General features: G+C 47.4%; 20 protein-coding genes and 1 riboswitch. Of the genes, 15 read left to right on the top strand and 5 right to left on the bottom strand.

The features are described from left to right. Positions 1 to 27: 27 nt before the first annotated feature. Positions 28 to 489, bottom strand: coding sequence for a DUF1249 domain-containing protein (locus tag WG89_RS03610; RefSeq protein ID WP_062261374.1), 462 nt, complete (start codon positions 487 to 489; stop codon positions 28 to 30). 55 nt (positions 490 to 544) lie between these two features. Then, positions 545 to 1,201, bottom strand: a complete 657-nt coding sequence (locus WG89_RS03605) for a cupin domain-containing protein (protein WP_062261372.1) — start codon at positions 1,199 to 1,201, stop codon at positions 545 to 547. A gap of 241 nt (positions 1,202 to 1,442) precedes the next feature. Between WG89_RS03605 and WG89_RS03600 the strand changes: the two genes are divergently transcribed. Then, the gene (locus WG89_RS03600) at positions 1,443 to 2,855 is read left to right on the top strand and encodes a TolC family outer membrane protein (protein WP_062261370.1); all 1,413 of its coding nucleotides are present in this window, start codon (positions 1,443 to 1,445) and stop codon (positions 2,853 to 2,855) included. An 81-nt stretch (positions 2,856 to 2,936) separates the two neighbouring features. On the opposite strand, the gene waaA is transcribed toward WG89_RS03600, so the two are convergent. Next, a complete protein-coding gene (waaA, locus tag WG89_RS03595; protein ID WP_062261367.1) occupies positions 2,937 to 4,226 on the bottom strand; it encodes a lipid IV(A) 3-deoxy-D-manno-octulosonic acid transferase in 1,290 nt (429 codons plus the stop codon). 87 nt (positions 4,227 to 4,313) lie between these two features. Between waaA and WG89_RS03590 the strand changes: the two genes are divergently transcribed. From WG89_RS03590 to WG89_RS03525, 14 genes are all read left to right on the top strand, one after another. After that, positions 4,314 to 5,033, top strand: a complete 720-nt coding sequence (locus tag WG89_RS03590; RefSeq protein WP_062261364.1) for a hypothetical protein — start codon at positions 4,314 to 4,316, stop codon at positions 5,031 to 5,033. Positions 5,034 to 5,083: 50 nt separating this feature from the next. Continuing rightward, on the top strand, positions 5,084 to 6,562 hold the full coding sequence (locus WG89_RS03585) for a cobyric acid synthase (RefSeq protein ID WP_172806699.1): 1,479 nt from the start codon (positions 5,084 to 5,086) through the stop codon (positions 6,560 to 6,562). Further along, positions 6,559 to 7,152 (top strand): cob(I)yrinic acid a,c-diamide adenosyltransferase, encoded by a 594-nt coding sequence (locus tag WG89_RS03580; RefSeq protein ID WP_062261361.1) that lies wholly within the window; start codon positions 6,559 to 6,561, stop codon positions 7,150 to 7,152. Before WG89_RS03585 ends, WG89_RS03580 begins: the two co-directional genes overlap by 4 nt. Before the next feature lie 111 nt (positions 7,153 to 7,263). Then, positions 7,264 to 7,474: riboswitch (cobalamin riboswitch) on the top strand. 213 nt (positions 7,475 to 7,687) lie between these two features. After that, positions 7,688 to 8,707: a cobalamin-binding protein gene (locus tag WG89_RS03575; protein ID WP_172806698.1), complete on the top strand. Its 1,020-nt coding sequence runs from the start codon at positions 7,688 to 7,690 to the stop codon at positions 8,705 to 8,707. A 4-nt stretch (positions 8,708 to 8,711) separates the two neighbouring features. Continuing rightward, positions 8,712 to 10,565: a TonB-dependent receptor domain-containing protein gene (locus tag WG89_RS03570; protein WP_062261355.1), complete on the top strand. Its 1,854-nt coding sequence runs from the start codon at positions 8,712 to 8,714 to the stop codon at positions 10,563 to 10,565. Between the two features lie 81 nt (positions 10,566 to 10,646). After that, on the top strand, positions 10,647 to 11,216 hold the full coding sequence (locus tag WG89_RS03565; RefSeq protein WP_062261352.1) for a cobalamin adenosyltransferase: 570 nt from the start codon (positions 10,647 to 10,649) through the stop codon (positions 11,214 to 11,216). Positions 11,217 to 11,369: 153 nt separating this feature from the next. After that, complete coding sequence (locus WG89_RS03560; RefSeq protein ID WP_172806697.1) at positions 11,370 to 11,858, top strand: hypothetical protein; 489 nt, start codon at positions 11,370 to 11,372, stop codon at positions 11,856 to 11,858. A gap of 100 nt (positions 11,859 to 11,958) precedes the next feature. Further along, positions 11,959 to 12,903 carry a CNNM domain-containing protein gene (locus WG89_RS03555; protein ID WP_062261346.1) on the top strand — a complete coding sequence of 315 codons (945 nt, stop codon included), beginning with the start codon at positions 11,959 to 11,961 and terminating at the stop codon, positions 12,901 to 12,903. A gap of 172 nt (positions 12,904 to 13,075) precedes the next feature. Further along, positions 13,076 to 13,546: a YHS domain-containing (seleno)protein gene (locus WG89_RS03550; protein WP_062261344.1), complete on the top strand. Its 471-nt coding sequence runs from the start codon at positions 13,076 to 13,078 to the stop codon at positions 13,544 to 13,546. A 177-nt stretch (positions 13,547 to 13,723) separates the two neighbouring features. Beyond that, on the top strand, positions 13,724 to 14,242 hold the full coding sequence (locus tag WG89_RS03545; protein ID WP_062261341.1) for a hypothetical protein: 519 nt from the start codon (positions 13,724 to 13,726) through the stop codon (positions 14,240 to 14,242). 34 nt (positions 14,243 to 14,276) lie between these two features. Continuing rightward, positions 14,277 to 15,131 (top strand): D-alanine--D-alanine ligase family protein, encoded by an 855-nt coding sequence (locus WG89_RS03540; RefSeq protein WP_079253633.1) that lies wholly within the window; start codon positions 14,277 to 14,279, stop codon positions 15,129 to 15,131. Further along, complete coding sequence (locus tag WG89_RS03535) at positions 15,128 to 16,036, top strand: cyanophycin synthetase (protein WP_062261338.1); 909 nt, start codon at positions 15,128 to 15,130, stop codon at positions 16,034 to 16,036. Before WG89_RS03540 ends, WG89_RS03535 begins: the two co-directional genes overlap by 4 nt. Before the next feature lie 16 nt (positions 16,037 to 16,052). Beyond that, positions 16,053 to 17,291, top strand: a complete 1,239-nt coding sequence (locus tag WG89_RS03530) for a hypothetical protein (RefSeq protein ID WP_062261335.1) — start codon at positions 16,053 to 16,055, stop codon at positions 17,289 to 17,291. Beyond that, positions 17,281 to 17,814 carry a DinB family protein gene (locus WG89_RS03525; protein WP_062261332.1) on the top strand — a complete coding sequence of 178 codons (534 nt, stop codon included), beginning with the start codon at positions 17,281 to 17,283 and terminating at the stop codon, positions 17,812 to 17,814. The genes WG89_RS03530 and WG89_RS03525 overlap by 11 nt, the downstream gene beginning before the upstream one ends. Here WG89_RS03525 and rsuA read toward each other — a convergent pair. Then, positions 17,811 to 18,512 (bottom strand): 16S rRNA pseudouridine(516) synthase RsuA, encoded by a 702-nt coding sequence (rsuA, locus tag WG89_RS03520; RefSeq protein WP_062261329.1) that lies wholly within the window; start codon positions 18,510 to 18,512, stop codon positions 17,811 to 17,813. The genes WG89_RS03525 and rsuA overlap by 4 nt on opposite strands. Then, positions 18,509 to 19,255, bottom strand: a complete 747-nt coding sequence (locus tag WG89_RS03515; protein ID WP_062261326.1) for a YccT family protein — start codon at positions 19,253 to 19,255, stop codon at positions 18,509 to 18,511. Before WG89_RS03515 ends, rsuA begins: the two co-directional genes overlap by 4 nt. Between the last annotated feature and the right edge of the window lie 17 nt (positions 19,256 to 19,272).

Here is a 19,272-nt window from a genome sequence, read left to right as displayed (position 1 = left end):
ACAGTGAAACTTCGCACGTTTTATCGCTCAAACAACGACGTTTTGACTGACCCCGTGGCTTAAACAAAAGTTTAACCACTCGCTGAACAGTTGATTGAGCTGCTCTTTTTCATCAGGCAGCAGCATTTTCTCATTAGGGTAGGGATAGATAGCCTTGAAGTGACGATCTTTATTCACGCTGATAATCTCGGCCATTCTGACATCCAGATAAATGCGGATTCTGAACTCGGGCAGCTTCAGCCACTCCCCCCAGGCTGCATCCAGATCTACCTGGAGCACCGTTGTAAAAGGAGCCCTTTCCAGCACCTGAAACAGTGCCCGACCTTCCCGGCCAGCAAAATGAAAAGAGAGCACAAAGTGGTCGCTGTTATCCAGATCCGGAAGCAGGTGCATGAGTTTGTGGAAATTTCTCTCACACAGGCTTTGTTGCTTGATCAGGTCAGCTTTGTAGCGTGCTTTATCAGAATAAGTGTCCATAACTTCAATCATAGTGTATGACCTCCCTGGTTAGAACTTAAACAATTCCGGCCTGCTCAGGGAGTATCTAAAGGCTCTGATGCAAGTGCCCCGATTTAACCAGAATACAGGTCTCTTCTGCCACTGCAGTGAGCTCAAATTGCCATTCGGGTGTTCGTATCCATGTGCCCTCTGACCATTCCTCAGAGGCTGTGTCCAGCCGACCTGAGATGACCAGCAGCTCCAGTCCACCCGGTCTTTCATTAAGAGTTAACGTCTGGCCAGCCGGGATCCTTACGATAGAAGTCTTCTCATCCTGAAACTGATGGAGAGGTATTTCTTTTATTTGATCATCAGGCTCGTTGGCCAGTACTTCCAGAGTATCGACTCGGACTGTTTTTGTATCCGCTGGGTCAAACTGGCAAAGCTTCACAAAAATGATGCAGCCTTCTTTGCTGAAGGGGGAGTGACGAGTACCAGGAGGGTTTCTGATATAACTGCCCTGATGGAAGTCGCCGGTTTCATCGGAGAAAGTGCCTGAGAGTACCAGAATTTCTTCGCCGGCCGGGTGCGGATGTTCAGGGAATTTTGCTCCCACAGCATACTGAACGATACTGGTGGCATGTCCCGATTCTTTTTCTTCCCGGGCCAGAGGCTTTCGCAACACCTGGCTGGCAGGGCTGGGTTGCCATGTCTGTTTAGAGGTCTGAATAATAATCGACTCTTGAAGATTCATGTTCAACATGAAAAAGTACCCGTCTTATTAAAAGTCTCTGGTTCTCTATTGAGTGGCAATAGCTTGTGCATTCTGCCACAGAGGCAATGGAACCGATGCTTAAGAAGCAAAATAAAATTGTAGCGATGGCGGTTTATTGCTTTTGACGACAGGTAAACTAGTGTAAATTCACCCGGTTGCGCTTGAGTTACAGCAGGTTAACCCACATCATTGTTCGGCTTTCGGGCCCATTTTTCAAGGAACTGGAGATATGCCACGAACTTATCGTAAAGGCTTTTTGCTGGCAGCCCTGGCCGGCTCAATACTGTCTGCCCATGCAGCAGAAACTGAATACAATCTGCTGGATGTTTATAATCTGGCGCTGAAGAATGATGCCCAGCTGGCCGCTGCCCGTGCAGATATGATGGTCACTCAGGAAGGCAGTTCTCAGGCTCGTGCCCTGTTGTTGCCCAACCTGTCCCTGACCGGGGGTACCCAGTACAACAAGACCAAGTCTGAAACTACGGGTGGTGATCTTAAGGACAGCTACAACTCCAATACCTGGGGAGCGTCTCTTAATCAGCCTCTGTTCAATATGGCGAGCTGGTTTGGTTATGACTCTGCTAAATTCCAGAGCTCCCAGGCGGAAGCCACTTTTGGTTTTGAGCAGCAAAACCTGATTCTCAGAGTGTCTGAAGCGTACTTCAATGTTCTGAGAGCAGAAGACAGCCTGATTACTTCCATTGCGGAAGAGAAAGCCGTTAAGCAGCAGCTGGATCAGGCTCGTGAACGTTACAATGTAGGCCTAATAGCTGAAACTGATGTGCTGGAAGCCAGGGCTCGATACGACTCTGCCCGGGTTACCCGTATTGAAGGTGAGAATAATCTGTCTGTGTCTTATGAAGCACTCAGAACCATTACCGACATGGATATTCAGGACATTGGCAAACTGAAGAAAACCATGCCTGTCAGCGCCCCAACGCCTGCTAATTCTGACCAGTGGGTAAACAATGCGCTCAAGAGCAACCTTCAGCTTGAAGCTGCCAGAGAAAGCCTGAAAGCAGCTGAAAGTAACATCAAGGTCAAAAAGTCGGGTCACGCGCCAACGGTTGACGCTTTTGCCAGTTATAACTACAGCTCAAGTAATGCAGACTCTGCAAGAACGCCAACTACAAATCCTGAAACAGGGTTGCCAGTGAGCATGACCGGTGATGGTGATCAGACTGTAGTCGGTGTGAAGTTCACTCTGCCACTGTTTGCAGGTGGAGGAACCAGTTCTCAGGTTCGTCAGGCCACTTACCAGATGGAGTCTGTCCAACAGAACTACGACAAGGCGCTGCGTGAAATTAACTCCGGAACCCGTAACCTGTTCCGTACGGTTAATTCTGACGTCTCTCGTGTAGAAGCTCGCTGTCAGGGGATCGTTTCTTCTGAAAGTGCTCTGAAAGCTACCCAGAGTGGTTATGAAGTTGGTACACGGAACATTACTGATGTTCTGGATGCCCAGAAGACACTCTTCGCTGCCCAGCGTGACTACCTGAATGCTCGTTACGACTTCATTGTGAACACTCTGAAGCTGAAGCAAACTGCCGGTACTCTGAGCCCTGAAGATCTGTCAGAGCTGAACGGCTGGATTGTTTCTTCTGAAGAGATGTCGATTCCTGCTCAGTGTCGTGCAGACTGATCGATAGCCTCCAAAAAATAGCGCTGACTTCAGCGCTATTTTTTTATCCATCACTTTCTTTGATTAGGCTGAGAAAACTATTTATTTCAGACTGTCAATCGTCCCTGTCACCAGTTTTACCAGTTTCTGCAAAGCACCTTTATTGCCTTCTACAAAGGCCTGGGCCTGGCTGCCCATTTTCTTACGAGCAGTGTCACTTGCCATGAGTTCTGCAACGATTTCAACCAGTTCTTCTGAGTTATGAATAGTCTTCATTCCACCGGCGTCTTCCAGTTGCTGGCTGATATCCGTGAAGTTATAAACACTGGGGCCTGATAACACGGGTATGCCCAGTGCGGCTGGCTCCAGCATGTTATGACCACCATTCTCAATCAGGCTACCTCCGACAAAGGCGATGTCTGAAGCGGCATAGAGCTTCATCAGCTCGCCCATGGTGTCGCCTATGATCACCTGGGTTTCAGGAGAGGTTTCTGTCGCCTGACTGTGTCTGATTGTGTTGAACCCCTGACCTTGAGCCAATTCAAATGTGCTGTTAAAACGTTCCGGGTGTCTAGGCACCAGAAGTAACAGGGCGTCAGAGAACTGCTTCCGAACTTGCTTAAAGGCATCCAGTACGGGCTGGTCTTCACCGTCGTGAGTGCTGGCTGCAATCAGGATTCTGGCTTTACGACCCAACCCGGATTCCCATGAATCCCTGAGCAGGGCTGCACTTTTGGTGATTTCGTCATCCACATCCAGGTCGAACTTCACGCTGCCTGTTACATCCAGGTTTTCAGCGGGAAGGCCCAGTTCTTTGAATCTCTCACCATCAGTGTCATTCTGACAGGCGACCCGATGAATGTTTTTCATCATGTTTCGGGTCAGGGATCCCAGCTTTGCATAACCACGGGCAGACTTCTCAGACAGTCTGGCGTTGACGATAACAACAGGAATATTTTTGGCTTTGCAAGCGGCAATAGTGTTGGGCCAGAGCTCAGTTTCCATCATTAGGGCAAGCTTTGGATGAATCCTCTTTAAAAAGCGGTTCTGTACATCGGGTAAGTCGTATGGGCAATAAACATGGAATACCTGATCACCATAAATTTTCTGGACACGTTCTGAGCCGGTAGGCGTCATGGTAGTGATCACGAAGCGGTGATCCGGATATTGCTCCATCAGCTGCTTGACCATGGGGGCGCTGGCAATGGTCTCACCTACGGAGACAGAGTGGATCCAGATGACAGGTTTGTCTGTGGGTAACTCTTTAATAAAGCCAAAGCGTTCACCCCAGCGGTGACCGTAAGCAGGGGATTTTCTTGCTCGCAGAACCAGCTTGATCAGTACAGCAGGTATCGCCAGATAAAGTAACAATGAATATAGGGTTCGACTCATGCTAGGGCTGGATTCGTTGCGAGTTGCAGTATCAGCTATGTTAACAGATAGAACCTGACCCGAAAGAGATTTATGGATTGAATCTGCATGGCATTAAAAATCAGGCCTGGCCAAATCTATCAAAAACTTGTCACTATCGGCCGGTCTGCGTCACTGGCCTGGTTTCGTGGACGGAAGCTTGAGAAGGCACAGGTGGTTCGAACCCGAAGAAGATCGCTTTCGCAGAGATTGAAACAAAGCCGGGTTTTGCGCCGGATAACCAGTAAAATCAATCGAGCCAAACCCGGGTTCTATAAGACTTTTGGTCTTTTGGAAAGAAAGAAGCGTACTATGGATCGCCGCTGTCAGCATTACTTGCAGTTGGCAGTGACTGCGAGCCTGAAAGATAAACCTGATGAGTTCATACAGGCTATTTATCGCTTGAGGAAGCAGGTGGGGAAACGGTTGGCTTTACAGGGTAAAGTCAATTCATTGGAAGACTTTGCCAATCAGGTCGGACATTATATTCGGGAAGCGCCTAAGGAGCCTCAGTTTTTGGTTTATTTCCAGAAAGCGCTACGAAAGCCTGGAAGCAGCCTGAACAAACTGGATGCCTCGCTCAGGGATTGTTTTGAAGCCATGATGGAGCAAAGAGATATCAATCCTAATCAAATGATGATGCTCACATCAGCCCGTGCCGTCATGTCTGAAATGGCCTATCAGGGGTTTGATGACCAGATTGCTTTTGAGCAGTGGTGCCAGATGCCACGGCAGTCAGCTCCTGAAACGATGGCTGAAATCAATAAAGCGCTTGCATCCATCCACTGAACACTATCAAACTCCTGCCACCTTTACTGAGAACAACCAGAGACTATTTCATGAATCCTCCAACCGCTCCGGGGCTGAGAACGCTGATGGTGCAGGGAACAACCAGCGATGCCGGTAAAAGTGCCCTGGTTACGGGACTTTGTCGTGCTTTAAGCAGAAGAGGTATGTCTGTTGCACCCTTCAAACCCCAGAATATGGCGTTAAACAGTGCTGTAACCGAGGATGGAGGGGAAATTGGCCGTGCCCAGGCATTGCAGGCACTGGCTGCTGGTCTTAAGCCTCATACCGATATGAATCCGGTTTTGTTGAAGCCGAACTCGGATATCGGTGCACAAGTTATAGTGAATGGTCGCTCCATTGGAGAGATGAACGCCCAGACCTATCATGACTACAAGCCAGAGCTGCTGGAGTCCGTTCTCCAGTCATGGCAAAGATTGGCTGAACAATATCAGTATGTTCTTGTCGAAGGTGCGGGCAGTCCTGCCGAGATTAACCTCCGTGATCGTGACATTGCCAATATGGGGTTTGCGGAAGCTGCTGACTGCCCCGTGATCATTGTTGCTGACATTGATAAGGGCGGTGTTTTTGCCCATCTTTATGGCACTTTGGCGCTATTGTCCGAGTCGGAACAAAAGCGGGTGGCAGGCTTTGTAATCAACCGTTTCAGAGGCGATATTAAGTTACTTGAGTCTGGACTGGAGTGGTTGGAGAAGAAAACCGGCAAGCCGGTTCTGGGTGTTTTACCTTATCTCCACGGACTGCATCTTGAAGCTGAAGACGCCATTGAGTCACAGCAGGTGAACGAGGACGCTTCAGATGTTTTGGAGATAGCGGTTCCCATTCTGACCCGGACCAGCAATCACACTGATTTTGACCCTCTTAGATTAAGACCTGATGTGAAGATCCACTTTGTCGGCAAAGGTGAGTCGATTCCTTCTGTGGATTTGATCATTATTCCCGGTACAAAAAATACCAGGACAGATCTGGCCTTCCTTCGGGAAAATCATTGGGACAAGGATATCCTGAAACACTTGCGTTATGGCGGCAAGCTGATGGGTATTTGCGGTGGCTACCAAATGCTTGGGCATGCAGTGCATGATCCTCAGGGAATTGAAGGAGAGGCTGGCAGTTCAGAAGGTTTGGGGTTGCTTGATCTGGAAACCACAATGGGTCCACAGAAACAGTTGAAGCAGGTGTCAGGAACACTGGCTCTACCTGAGTTGGAAACGGTTCAAGTAACAGGATACGAGATCCATGCGGGGATCACCCGGGGGAAAGCTCTGGAAAACCCTTTGATTCATCTGGATCAGGATGTGGATGGGGTTTTATCAGAAGACAGTCAGATTTTTGGTACCTACCTTCATGGCATTTTTGAAACAACGGAAGCCTGTAATGCCATTTTGACCTGGGCAGGACTAAAGCAACTGGCCGCAGTGGACTATGAAAGCCTCAGGGAAGAGGGCATCAATAGAATGGCTGATGCGGTTGAGCAGAATATAGATCTGGAAAAATTAATGGGTTCACTATGACAGAAGAACGCAAAGGCTATCGCCTGACCAAAATTTATACCCGCACCGGCGACAAGGGAACCACTCGCATTGGCAGTGGTGAAGTGTTGTCTAAATGCGACGAGCGGATTGAAGCCATTGGTTCCGTGGATGAGCTCAATACCTGGATGGGCATGCTGCTGAATGTGTTGAATCACTCTGATGATTTGACAGAAGATCAGTTGCGTCGGGTCAGTGACATCCAGCACAGGCTTTTCGATGTGGGCGGTGAACTGGCAATGCCTGGGTATCAGCTCATACAGAAAGAGCATACGACGGTTTTAGAGCAACTGATAGATGAGTTGAATGAAGATCTTCCTCCTTTAAAAAACTTCACTCTCCCGGGAGGAGGAACCACAGCCTGTCATTGCCATATGGTCAGAACAGTTTCTCGCCGGGCAGAAAGAGCTGTAATTCGATTACGCGAGACAGGTGTCGAGATCAATGCACCATTGATGACTTTTTTGAACAGGCTTTCTGATGTGATGTATGTATTGTCCAGACACTGCGCCAGACAAAATGAGGGTGAAGTACTATGGCAGGCTTCTCCCAAAACAAAGCTGGACGAGTAATTTCGTTTTTCGTAACAGGGATGAATTAATACGAGAGTTCGGGTAACATGCCCGACCTTTACGAAGGTTCCACAGTTTACTGACAATAGTCAGAGGTTGTGGATCGCTTGCAACAGTCACTACTTTTAATGTGCAAGCGATAGGGAACAGGGTTTTAAACCCGGCTGTGCCCGCAACTGTGACGGAGTAATGCTTTTTCGAGGCGTCTGCACCCCAGACGCCCGGTACCACTGGATCAGGAGTTAACACTCCCATAATCCGGGAAGGTGGAAAAGCGTGTAGATCCCGGAGCCAGGAGACCTGCCTTAAGTAAAGCAACCAGGGAGTCTGACAAAGCAGACTCCGAAACCAGGCGGGTCACCTGGCGGTTGGGAAAATTCATATCTTCCCTGGATACAGATGGCTTCTTAAAGTGAGAAGACATCAAGCTATCCATCGGCTGGAGCATGGTCTCCGGTCTGCCGTCTGCCGCCTTGAGAAAACAGATCTCAGGGATTTCATGAGGCATCTACAGCAAACAATTCAAGCGCATGGCGTGTCTTCACCAAAGGTGAGGAGTTTTCTCTGTTGCCTGAAAAAGCTCGAATCTGAAGGAAAACTACTGCGTTATTTTCTGCCTGTTTTATGGGTAGTTGTTTTTCTATTGTTTGCTCATGCCTCTTTTCTTCAGGCATCAGAAATCTGTGTCAAAGACGATCGCAGCAGAGATGTTTGTGTTTCTGAGCCTGTCAAAAAAATTATCAGTCTTGCCCCAGGGGCTACTGAGCTTGTCTATGCTGCAGGTGCTGGTAAGCATGTTATTGCTGTTGATGAACACAGCGATTACCCGCCTGCTGTTTCCAGTGTTCCCCGAATAGGTGGCTTTCCCAATATCAGTGTTGAAGCTATTGCAGCGATGAAGCCCGATATGATCGTGGCATGGGGGGGAGGGAACAGCCCTAAAGTGACTTCACGACTGGAGTCGTTGGGTATCAAGCTGTTCTATATTGACCCTTTGACCTTTCCTGATATCGCATCTGCAATCAGGCGTCTTGGCAAGCTGTTCGGCACAGCTTCTCACGCCAATCAGCAGGCTGAAGAAATGCTGGCTCGCTATGAGACCCTAAAAAAGCAATACCATGCGAAAAAGCCAGTCACTGTCTTTTATGAAATCTGGAACAAGCCGCTGATGAGTATCAGCAGAAACCAGATTATAGGACAGGTGATCGAGTTGTGTGGTGGTCAGAATATTTATGCTGATTCCACAATACGGGTGCCTAAAGTCAGCATGGAGTCTCTGCTGGGCAGAAATCCCCAGGTCATTGTCAGTTCCAATAATCTCAAAGACGGCAAAACCATCGAAGAGCGCTGGGCCAAATGGAGCAATCTTCAGGCAGTCAAGAACCACCATCTTTTTACCGTCTCCGGTAACCAGATATCGAGGCCGACCCCCCGAGCTCTGGATGCCGCTGAAACCCTTTGCCAACAACTTGAGAGCGTCAGAAAAGAAAGCTTAGCCAAGGCTTCGAATGCCAAAAGTGCAAAAAATGCTCCGGATATCACACATAAGGAATAATCCCATGTCTCGTACACTACGCGTTGCTGTTGCCTTGGCAACAGCAGGTCTGGCTGGAACACTTCAGGCCAGTGAAGAAGTCACCAAGCTGGACAAAGTGGTTGTCACGGCTTCCAGAACAGCGCAGTCCGTTGATGAAGCCCTGGCTGCAGTTACTGTGATTACCCGTGAAGATATTGAGCGCAGTCAGGCTACGAGTGTGACTGAGCTTCTGAGTAAGACTCCAGGTATGCAGGTTGCAGCCAGTGGTGGTGCAGGAAGTCTTCCGGGTATCTATCTCAGAGGTACGAAAACAGCTCAGACCTTAGTCTTGCTGGATGGTATGAAGATAAACTCTGCCAGCTCAGGTGTTCCTCCGCTCCAGTATCTGGACCCGGAAGATATTGAGCGTATTGAGATTGTTCGAGGCCCACGTTCCAGCTTATATGGTGCCGATGCTGTTGGTGGTGTTATTCAGATTTTCTCGCGTAGAGGTGAAGGGAAGCCACACCTGAAAGTAAAAGTAGGTGGTGGTAGTCGAAATACAGGCGAGTATGGGCTTACTCTTAACGGACGGTCAGATGGTTTGCGTTACAACCTCGGTGCTAACGTTTATGAGACGGGTGGTTATAACTTCACTATTCCAAAGGAAAATGGTGATGATAATGACGCCTATAGAAATAAGTCAGTTTTTGGCAGCCTTTCTAATCGGTTCTCTGATGACCTCGAAATAGGGTTGGCTTTTTCTCACTCTGAGGGTAAGTCCGAATACGACAACAGCCCTTCATTCCCATCCGATGCTACGCAGCCTTTTAATCTGTTCCGTATTACCAATGTCAGTACGTTCGCAGATCTGGCTGTCAATGATATCTGGAGCTCGCGTCTTGAAGTGGGTTATGCAGAAGAGCTTACTCAGGGAAAGAGCGAAAATCAGTCAACAGGTGAGACAACGGATAGCTACTGGAGCGAAACCAAACGCTATTCCAGCAGCTGGAAGAATGATATCGCATGGCATGAGTCTCAGTTGCTAACAGCGGGTATTGATTACTCCAACGAAACCTATGATGGCAACAGAGAGTACAATGAGGACTCTAGATATAACGCTGGGGTGTTTGTTCAAAACTCTTCCTCTTTTGATGGAAAAGATCTTCAATTGTCATTGAGAAAAGACAAAAACGAAGCATATGGATATAAAACGACAGGCAGTGCCTCTTTTGGTATGGATCTGACTGATAATCTGCGTTTTATAACTTCCTACGGTACTGCTTTCAGAGCACCTACACTGGGGGATCTCTATTATCCAGGTAGTAGCAATCCAAACCTTAAGCCTGAGACGTCCGAGAATATTGAAGCGGGCTTAAAGGGTTCAGTCGATATTGTCGATTGGTCCGCCACAATTTATCAAAACACAATGGACGATATGATTGCTTACGATAGTAAAGTAAGCATGCCTGTAAATATTGAAGATGCCAGAATTCGTGGTGTTGAGTTTACTCTGCAGACACAAGCCATTGGCTGGGATATCAATTCCAGCTTGTCTTTGCTTGATCCTGAAAATCGTTCAGGTGTGAATAAGGGTAAGGTTCTGATCTATCGAGCCAAACAGCTCTTCACAACGGATTTTGATAAGAAGTTCGGTAAAATTGGTCTGGGTGCTACCTTCCGAGCTCAAGGTAAGTCCTATGCTGATGCATCTAACGATACAGAGGTATCAGGTTTTGGAACCGTTGATTTACGCTTGAGTTATCAATTTACTCCAGAGCTGAAGACCGGCCTGAAAGTTGTGAATTTACTGGAAAAAGATTATCAGTCCGTGAATGGTTATCGAGGTGAGCCGTTGGGCGCTTTTGTAACCGTGACCTGGACTCCTGAACTGTAAATTCTCAGCTCTTAATGTTTGTAGTGTGTTCTCAGGCTCTCTCTCCTTTGGAGTGAGAGCCTTTTTAATAAGGTGGTTAGTATGACACTCAAGAAATCCAAAGACATCCGGGAGCTTTGCTATCCCTTTATCTATGAACATTCTCCCCTGTGTGATCACGAGATTATTACTGATGAACTTTGTACGACACTGGGTGGTGCAATTTATGAGCTTGAAGGGGATGATCGATTTCAGGATATCTACGATTTTCTCTGTGAGCTTCAGCCCAAGATTTTTCATCTGAATGCATCTATTCGGGGCAAGCAGGCCATTTTTGAAGAACAGATTGAGTGGCTGGCAGGCCATTTTGATCGCTATCAGGAAGAGATTGCCGGACGCATTAAAGGGTTTGTGCTGCCGCGAGGTCCTCGTCCGGTTCAGTTGCTTCATACTTGCCGTTCACTCAGTAAAAAAGCCATCCGGGCAATGGTGTTGGTTGATGCTCAGGGAATAGAAGTCCCTGATGTTTTACATCGTTTTGCCAACATGCTTTGTAATCTGTTTTTCAGGTTAACAGTGGTCATAAATGGACGACTGGGGATCAAGGAGCCGGAGTACGTCAGCAAGAGTTATAAGTCTAAACCTGCCTCGAAATTAAGACGACAGTCTTGAGCGGTCGAAAAATCTTTCGTCACTATGCAGTGCTAAAAGGGGAGTGATGGAAGATTTTTAAAAACAGTCTGCCTGCGAAAAAGGTTGTGTAAGTAGGAAATTTCGCTTTAGGATAGGAAAGTGGTTCTAAAAAAATAATAAAAAATGGAGACCATGATGAGAAAGGGACTTTTTTCTCTATCCTTTGCCCGCCTTTTTTCAAAGATTTTTGCTTTAGTTTTTCTGATGTTGAGCTCTAACAGTTTTGCAGCTTTTGAGTGTACTTTGAATAAAGAAGGTCGTTTTGATAATGCAGTGACTGATTATCTGGATCTTTCTCTAGATATTACCGATAAGGATGACTCGACCATTGCGATGCTGACCATCACCGATAAAATCAATAACGAAACTTATCTGGTGCTGATTAAGCCTGAGTTTGATCAGGAAAAACAATTGTCTAATTGCAAGAAAAGCGGAGAGTATGGCTACCTTACCTATCAATGGCAGGGTAGTCAGTCTATTCCTGAAGGGATAACAGGTCGTATTGAGTTGGCTTTTTCTCCCGACAATGATCACTTTATAGGTACAGTGACCTTGTCACGTGCAGAGCAAAAGAAAAAGTATATTTCGAACGTAGCCTTCGTTAAAAAAGGCTTTTACTAGCAGCGAAATCAGTCTCTCGTCATCAAATCTTCATATAAACTTATTAATGAGGTGACCGATAAAGGATTATTCCCACGAATGAAAAAATGGAGGAGCAAGGATGCTTCTGGTTGTTGCTGTTGCCTGCCTGATTGTTGTTGTTACAGCTATTCTCTCGATTATTGAATCTGCCATTATTTATGTCGATGATCTCAGGCTGGCCACCATTCTTAGAAACAAGCCTGTCAACCGGGCAGACATTAAGTATGTCATCAAGAACAAGGAGGCTCATCTTTCCTCCATGGTGATGTTGATCACCCTGATCAGTATCGCCGGCAGTTCTTTGATCGGCGCTATTGCAGCCAGACATTTCAATGATACGGGTCTGGCGGTGTTTACAGCTCTTTTGACCTACTGCATGCTGGTGTTTGCCAAAATTCTCCCCAAGCTTTTTGCGGTCCAGATGGCTGAGGCAGTGCTCAATCATTCAGCCCGTTTCGTTCGAATTATCTGCTTTGTATTAAGACCCTTGCTTAAGATGACTCTGATCTGGGCCAGAATATTCAGGATTGAGAAAGCTCAGGAGCCCAGTCGTGACGAGCTGAAAGGTATCATCCGTCACTTCAACAAATCCGGGGTGATTGAACGAGAAGAGCGTAAGATGGCTGAACTGGCTCTGAAAATGAATCAGAAAACCCTGGCGGCACTGACGACGGAAGATGGCCCCATGGTCTGGTTGTCTTCTGATTCAAAAGTGGATGACGTTCAGGAATTTATCTGCAGACACAGTTACAAGCGTTATCTGGTGGTGCAAGATGAAAAGGTGGTGGGTATAGTCTTGTACCGCCATATCACCAGTTGTCTGGTGAATGGACACTCTCACAAGACTGTGGGAGATCTGGCTCGTCAGGTTATCTTTCTTGATGAGGGTAATACTCTTCTTGATGCGGTTAAAGCTTTTGGTAAAGCACGTGCTTCAGTGGCACTTCTGGCTGGCCAGAACCCGGAACAGACTCGAATGGTGACAGCCAAGCAGGTCTATCAGGCTATCTTGCAGGCTTCCTGAAGCCTGCCATTGCACTCAATTCAACCCATTGCCGCTCATTTATCCTGATATGTAAACTAAGTGACAGTCCGCCTGTATTTAATTTTTATTACTCCTCTCTGAAACCATTTAATTTTCCTTGTCGTATATCCATTCAAAGGACAATCATTTTCGAATGTCAGAGGGGCAAAAAATGACCACGCCAAGAAAATCAACAATCACTGCGGTATGGGCCAGGCTGATAATGGCACTGACTCTTCTCTTCTCATTTCAGGCAATGGCTGAAGATGATGTTTATACCAGCTTCTTCAGCGATAAAGCCGTCAGTGGCTATGATCCGGTGGCTTACTTCACAGAGGGTAAACCAGTAAAAGGGTCTGACAAATTCACTACCGAATACAAAGACGCTACCTGGTACTTCAAAAGTGCCGAGCATAAAAAACTGTTTCTGGATAACCCTGAAAAGTATGCCCCTCAATACGGTGGTTATTGCGCATGGGCCGTTGCCCAGGGTGATACTGCCAGCGCAGATCCACATCAATGGACCATTGAAGATGGCAAGCTTTACCTGAATTACAACGAATCCATTCAAAACAAGTGGCTTAAAGACAAAACCAATCTCATAGAGAAAGGTGATCAGAACTGGCCCAAAGTGATTAATTAATCTCTGAAAGCCTTGTCCTTTATCAAGCCCTGAGCAAAGGCGTCAACAAGGATATAAAAACAGTCAGCTGACACTTTGCTCACTTACCCCAATACAGCCCTGAGCTGGTAGAACAAGGTCAGCTTCCTTTGTGACTGACCACAGGACTCTTTTGTCTTTTTGAAATGGATCGGTCTCATGAAAAAGCGAATTATACAAATCTTCAGCTGGTTAACGATTCTCTGGATTGCCAAGGTTTTTCTCTTCTCTCTGCCTTACAAATTTACCGGGCATCCGGATACCCAACATATTTTTGGCACCATTGGTCAGTGGATGCAGGGCGTAATAGGCGTATCCATCGGTGAATGGTTCAGCAGTTACGGAGCCATTGCTGTAGGAATGGCTGAGCTGACCGTTAGTCTGTTGCTGTTCTTCCCCATCATTTTGTTCATTAAAAACAAGCTGGGTACCGGTGAAAGTAAAGTGAGTCAGAGCTTGATTCACACCCTCGGGGGACTGGCTGCGTCAGGCATCATGGTCGGCGCTGTTTTCTTTCACCTGGCCACGCCATTGGGTATCGAAGTACTGCATCAGGGACAAAGTGATGGAGGTTCACTGTTTTACGCAGCGGCTTCGATTCTGGTGCTGGGTCTGATGATGGCTTTTGCAAACTTCACTCTTTTGCGTGAAGAAAAGCTGGCGAGAGCCACGGCTTAACGCCTCAGGACAACTACATCAGGAAGTGGTCATTATGATTATTCGTTCGTTGCTGGTCCTGGGGTTTATCTGGCATGCGGTGAGACTGAGAGTGAAGCCCTGGCTGTTCTTTCAACTCAATGCCAAGTACTTCAATGAATCAAAAGGTCTCTATTCAAAGCTGGATATGGATCAGAGTCTTCCAAGACGCTGGCGCTTAAAACAGAGTCTCGATACCGATGGCATAAAGCCAGAGCACTATCCGGTTTTTCTGAAACCTGAGTGGGGGCAGAACTCGGCTGGAGTCATTCGAATTGACAATGATATTCAGCTGGAGGCAGCACGAGCGAGTCGCAGTCAAGACAGTGTGCCTTACCTGATTCAGGAGGGGGCGCAGGGTAAAAGAGAATTTGAAGTGTTTGTTATTCGTTCTCTTGAATCCACGAAGAGTTTCAAAACCTTATCCGTAACACAAGTGTTAAACACCAGTAACGACTCGCATCCTGTGAATGGCATTTACAACAGCGAAACCTTTTATCTGGATAAAACTTCTGAACTGAGTAAGGAGCAGACTGAGAACCTTGGTCTGCATTTGAGCCAGGCAGGACAGTTCCGAATGGCGCGGTATGGCATTCGGGCTGACAGCATTGAAGCTATCGCCCGGGGGGATTTCAAAATCTTCGAGGTTAATCTGTTTTTGCCGATGCCACTGGCACTGTTAAGCCGGAATCTGGGCGCATTCAAAAAGTTCAAGCTGATGGGGCAACTGACTCGTCAGCTGGCTGAAGTGACGGACGAAATTCCGAAAGCCCAGGAGCAGAAATCTATTTTTTTCAGGAAACTGTTTTTCCTGAACCGACTGAATTTTAAAAAGCTGTCAGCCAAGGCAGAAGAGGAGATGGTGCTGTGAAATTCATTAAAAAAGCGGTTTACAGCTACATCAGCCAGAAGTTCATGAATGGCTGCACCCAGTACAACTCACTGGAAGTTCGCAAGAGCTGTCGTTCAAAGGCACAGGCCAGGACTGCTTTCAGCGAAAACGATATTCCCCATGCCCAGGGCGAGATCTTCATCAACCCTATGAATGCTATTCGTTTTGCCAGGCAGCATGGTTTTCCTCTGGTGGTAAAACCGAATGTCGGTGGCTTCTCCAGAGGCAGCTATTTCCCTATCAGAAATTATCGGGAACTCTGGAAAGCGGCGTTACTGGCCAAGATCTGGTGGCCATCCAGTGTCGTGGAGCAATACCTGGAGGGTAAGAACTATCGAGTGCTGGTAGCCAATGGCAAAGTAGTATCGGTCATTCAAAGATACGCCCCGTTTGTTCAGGGTAATGGCAAGGATTCGATCAGTACTCTGATTGGTCGAGAGAATGCCATCCGTGAAGAGATGGGCTTGCTGGAATGCATGTATCCACTGCAGAAGGGAGAGCAGACCCGAAAGTTTCTGGCCAAACAGGGCTATGATCTGAACTCGATTCCAAAAGATCAGGAACAGGTCAAACTCTTCCACCGGATTGCTCTGGCTCCAGGCGGGGTGATTGAAACCATTCCGGTTAACAAAGTCGCCAGTGACAATATCCGCTTGATGGAAAAGGTACTGGATACCTTTGATGCCAACATTCTCGGCATTGATGTCATTATGGAAAAAGGTATTGAGCACAGTTTCAAGGATCAGAAAAGCATTCTTCTGGAAGTGAATTCACGACCTTTTGTGAAGATGCATGACTTCCCAAGATATGGGCAGAAGGAAGACATCTCCGGGGTGTTTGAAGATCTGGATAAGCTCCAGGTCGCCCAGGCTGATGTGTTCTGAGACTGGGAGGTCCGTTGTGCGTTACTTTTTCCATTTCTCAGGACTCCATGCTTTTCTGGTCGGGTTGCTGCCGTTTTTCCTGCCGACATTGCTATGGCAGCAAGGCTACTCACTGGAAGATATTGCAGTATTTATTGCCCTGTCAGGTGTTGCCTACTTCATGTCCCTGTGGGCCTGGGAGTATTTGAGATCTGGAAAGGGAAGTCTCTGGATGGTCAGGGCTTCTTTTATGACAGAAGTTGTGCTGGTGGCAGGCATGTTTTTCTTCCAGCAGGAAACCAGTGGCGGCACAACCAGTCTGGTTCTATTAGCCATTCTGAACGGTGTCTATGGCTGCTGTTACTGGATGGCTCAGCGGCTGTTATTCAAATCGATCAGTCATGATCGTAATTCGGGTCAACATTTCGGCAACTTTCAGATACTGGTGGCAGTGTTCCTGAAGCTGGGTATTGTCTCTGGTGCTTTTTTACTGGAGCAGTCCAGTTACACAACACTGCTCGTTCTCAGCTCCCTGATTTCTCTGGCAGGTATTGCTCAAACTTTTCGAAAGAAGGTGGCTGATGAGATCAACCTTGCCTTTAAGGCTCCTGCGGTCAGCTTTTCAAAAACTCTTGAGTTTCGTGATGGTTTTGGTTCTCGCAGGATCTTTTTTGTAGACGGTCTGTTTTTGTTTCTTGAGAGTTATTTCTGGACTCTGTCACTGTATTTTATCAATCAGGAAAGTTTGCTGAAGCTGGGGGGCACAATGGTGGTGCTTGCCATTGCTGTAGCCGCACTGTTCAAGCTGGTTCAGACTTTTATTGATCGTATGGCGGCTATCAAGCTTCTACGGGTCGCCATTGTTCTGTATGCCTTCAGCTGGTTATTGAGAGGGCTGGTGGATGACACGCTATCAACCCAGCTTCAATATGCGCTCATTCTGGTTGTCGCTTTCCTGACCAGCTTATTCCGGTTGTCATTCAACAAAGTGTTTTTCGATCGTGCCGATAAAACGACTACTCATGCTTACCTTTTGTTGAAGAGCTACTGCTCACAGCTGGGGGTTGCTGTTTTCTTTGGTGCGCTGGCCTTGCTGATGACTCATTTTGTGAGTGAAGGACAACCACCTTTAGAGTCGCTTCAAGCGGTTTATTTAGTTTCATCCATTCTGGCTTTAGCCTATTTCCGTTATTGCTGGCAGACCGAAGAAAAATATTTTTCTAATAAAAACGTTATAGAGATTGAAAGAAAAGGGGATTCTTACCATGCATACTGATTTTCAGTTGATACTCCAGGGCAATCAGGAAGCTGTTGAACAGATGATTGGTTTTGTTTCCGGTTTGAGTGCGGATGATTACCGCTTCAGGGATTCAGAACTTTTTCAAAGCACGATAGGTCAGCACTTGCGTCATGTTCTGGATCTTTATCAGGCCATTCGTTCTCCAGCAGAAGCAGGTGTGGTGGATTATGACCTGAGACGCAGAGGTTTGTTGCTGGAGCATGAGAAGAATGCCGGGCTGGCAGAGCTGAAAGAGTTGCAGCAATGGTTAAGTGGATTAAAGGCAGAAGGTCTGGCCACTGAAACCGAGTTGAAAACTGAGGTTTTACTGTCACAAAGCAGCAGTGTAAGACTGACTTCCTGCCTTGCCAGAGAATTGATTTTTGCCAGTAGCCATCTGACCCATCACCTGGCTCTGATGGCAACCATTGCAAAAGTTGCGGGTAACAAGATTGACCCTTCCGTGGGTATGGCTCCTGCCACTTCCAGTTTTACTAGAGGGCAGGTGGTGGCTTCCTAAACAGATTTCATCTCTTCATCCGTGAGGTAACGCCATTCACCGGCTTCCAGCTCCGGGTCGAGTTTGATATCGCCAATCTGTTCCCGATGAAGGGCTGTCACATGGTTGCCCAGGGCGGCAAACATTCGCTTTACCTGGTGGTACTTGCCTTCATGAATGGTCAGCAGTACTTCCTGTTCAGAAACAAACTCAAGTTGGGCAGGGCGAGTCAGCTTTTTCTCCCCTTGAAGCTGAATGCCTTGCGCAAACTGTTCTGCTGCAGACTGATCCAGTGGGGAAGCCAGTTCAACTCGGTAGCGTTTACTGCACTCTTTTCCAGGCGAAGTGATTCTGTGGGACCACTGACCGTCATCGGTGATCAATACCAGCCCAGTGGTATCAACATCCAGTCGACCGGCAATCCTCAAGCGGTCTGATTTGATTACGTCCAGCAGCTCAATGACCGATGGATACATTTCAGCTCTTGTTCCCAAGAGTGTTGTGCAAATCGTATCCGCTGGTTTGTTGAGCATAATGTAACGAAACCCAACCAGGGAGAGGGGCTCTCCATCCACTAGAACTTCTGAGTCAACAGAGATCTTTTGGGCTGGGCTTTTAACGATGCTGCCGTCGACACTCACCGACCCGGTTTTCAGAAGTCTTTTGGCTTCTGAACGGGTCAGCTCGGTACTTTCACAAATAAATTTATCGAGTCTCACAGGCCAACTTGTTCCTGGGCCCAGGTTGCGAAGGCCTTTCGGGTTTCTGGGTCGGCTTTTTCAAACCAGTAGCGCAGCATGCTGGCACTCATATTGGCGTCAGAGCTTTTATTGGCTGCTGAACCATAGATGCCTTCATCCTGTTTGGCATTGGCAAAACCGTTGTTCATTTCTGCAAAAACACCCATGCCGGAAAATTCGCTGGCAGCTGCCGGGCTGTCTGTACGGTTAAACTTTTGGACGTCCGCCGCATAGTTTCGGCCAAACTGAATCCCCTTGGTAGGCAGAATGGCAAATTCAAAGGGAACGGCTTCGCCCTTGGCATTCATCAGCGTGATTTTGCTGGTGGGGTTGTTGTTGATGGACTCAGCCTGACGCATGGTCTTCAACTTGGGTGCGTCGATGGTGTAGCGCTCACCTGTGACAGGGTGAAACGTCAGGATAAAAGGTTTGGAAGTGAAACGATTCCGATCTCCTCCATCACTGACAACATCAGACAGTTGGAAGACAATCTGGTGACGCTCATCAGAGAGAGGAAAAGGCTTGTTCGCCTCAGGCTTGATGTCGAGCTCCTTGGCATTGACACCATCCAGAACCAGCAGCTGGGATTTCACAGGCAGTTTCAAAGTGGCTTCTTTGGTCTTGGTCTCTGTTGCAGAAGCAGACATAACCATGAACAGGCTGAGGGTAGCCACCAGGAGTCTATTCAGCCATGAGCGATGGTTCTTCATGGAAAAGCGCATAGAGGTTCCCTTTTACA

Source organism: Endozoicomonas arenosclerae (assembly GCF_001562015.1).
Lineage (GTDB): Bacteria > Pseudomonadota > Gammaproteobacteria > Pseudomonadales > Endozoicomonadaceae > Endozoicomonas_A > Endozoicomonas_A arenosclerae.
Note: the sequence above shows the minus strand (reverse complement) of the source record. Positions and strands in the feature narration are given on the sequence as shown.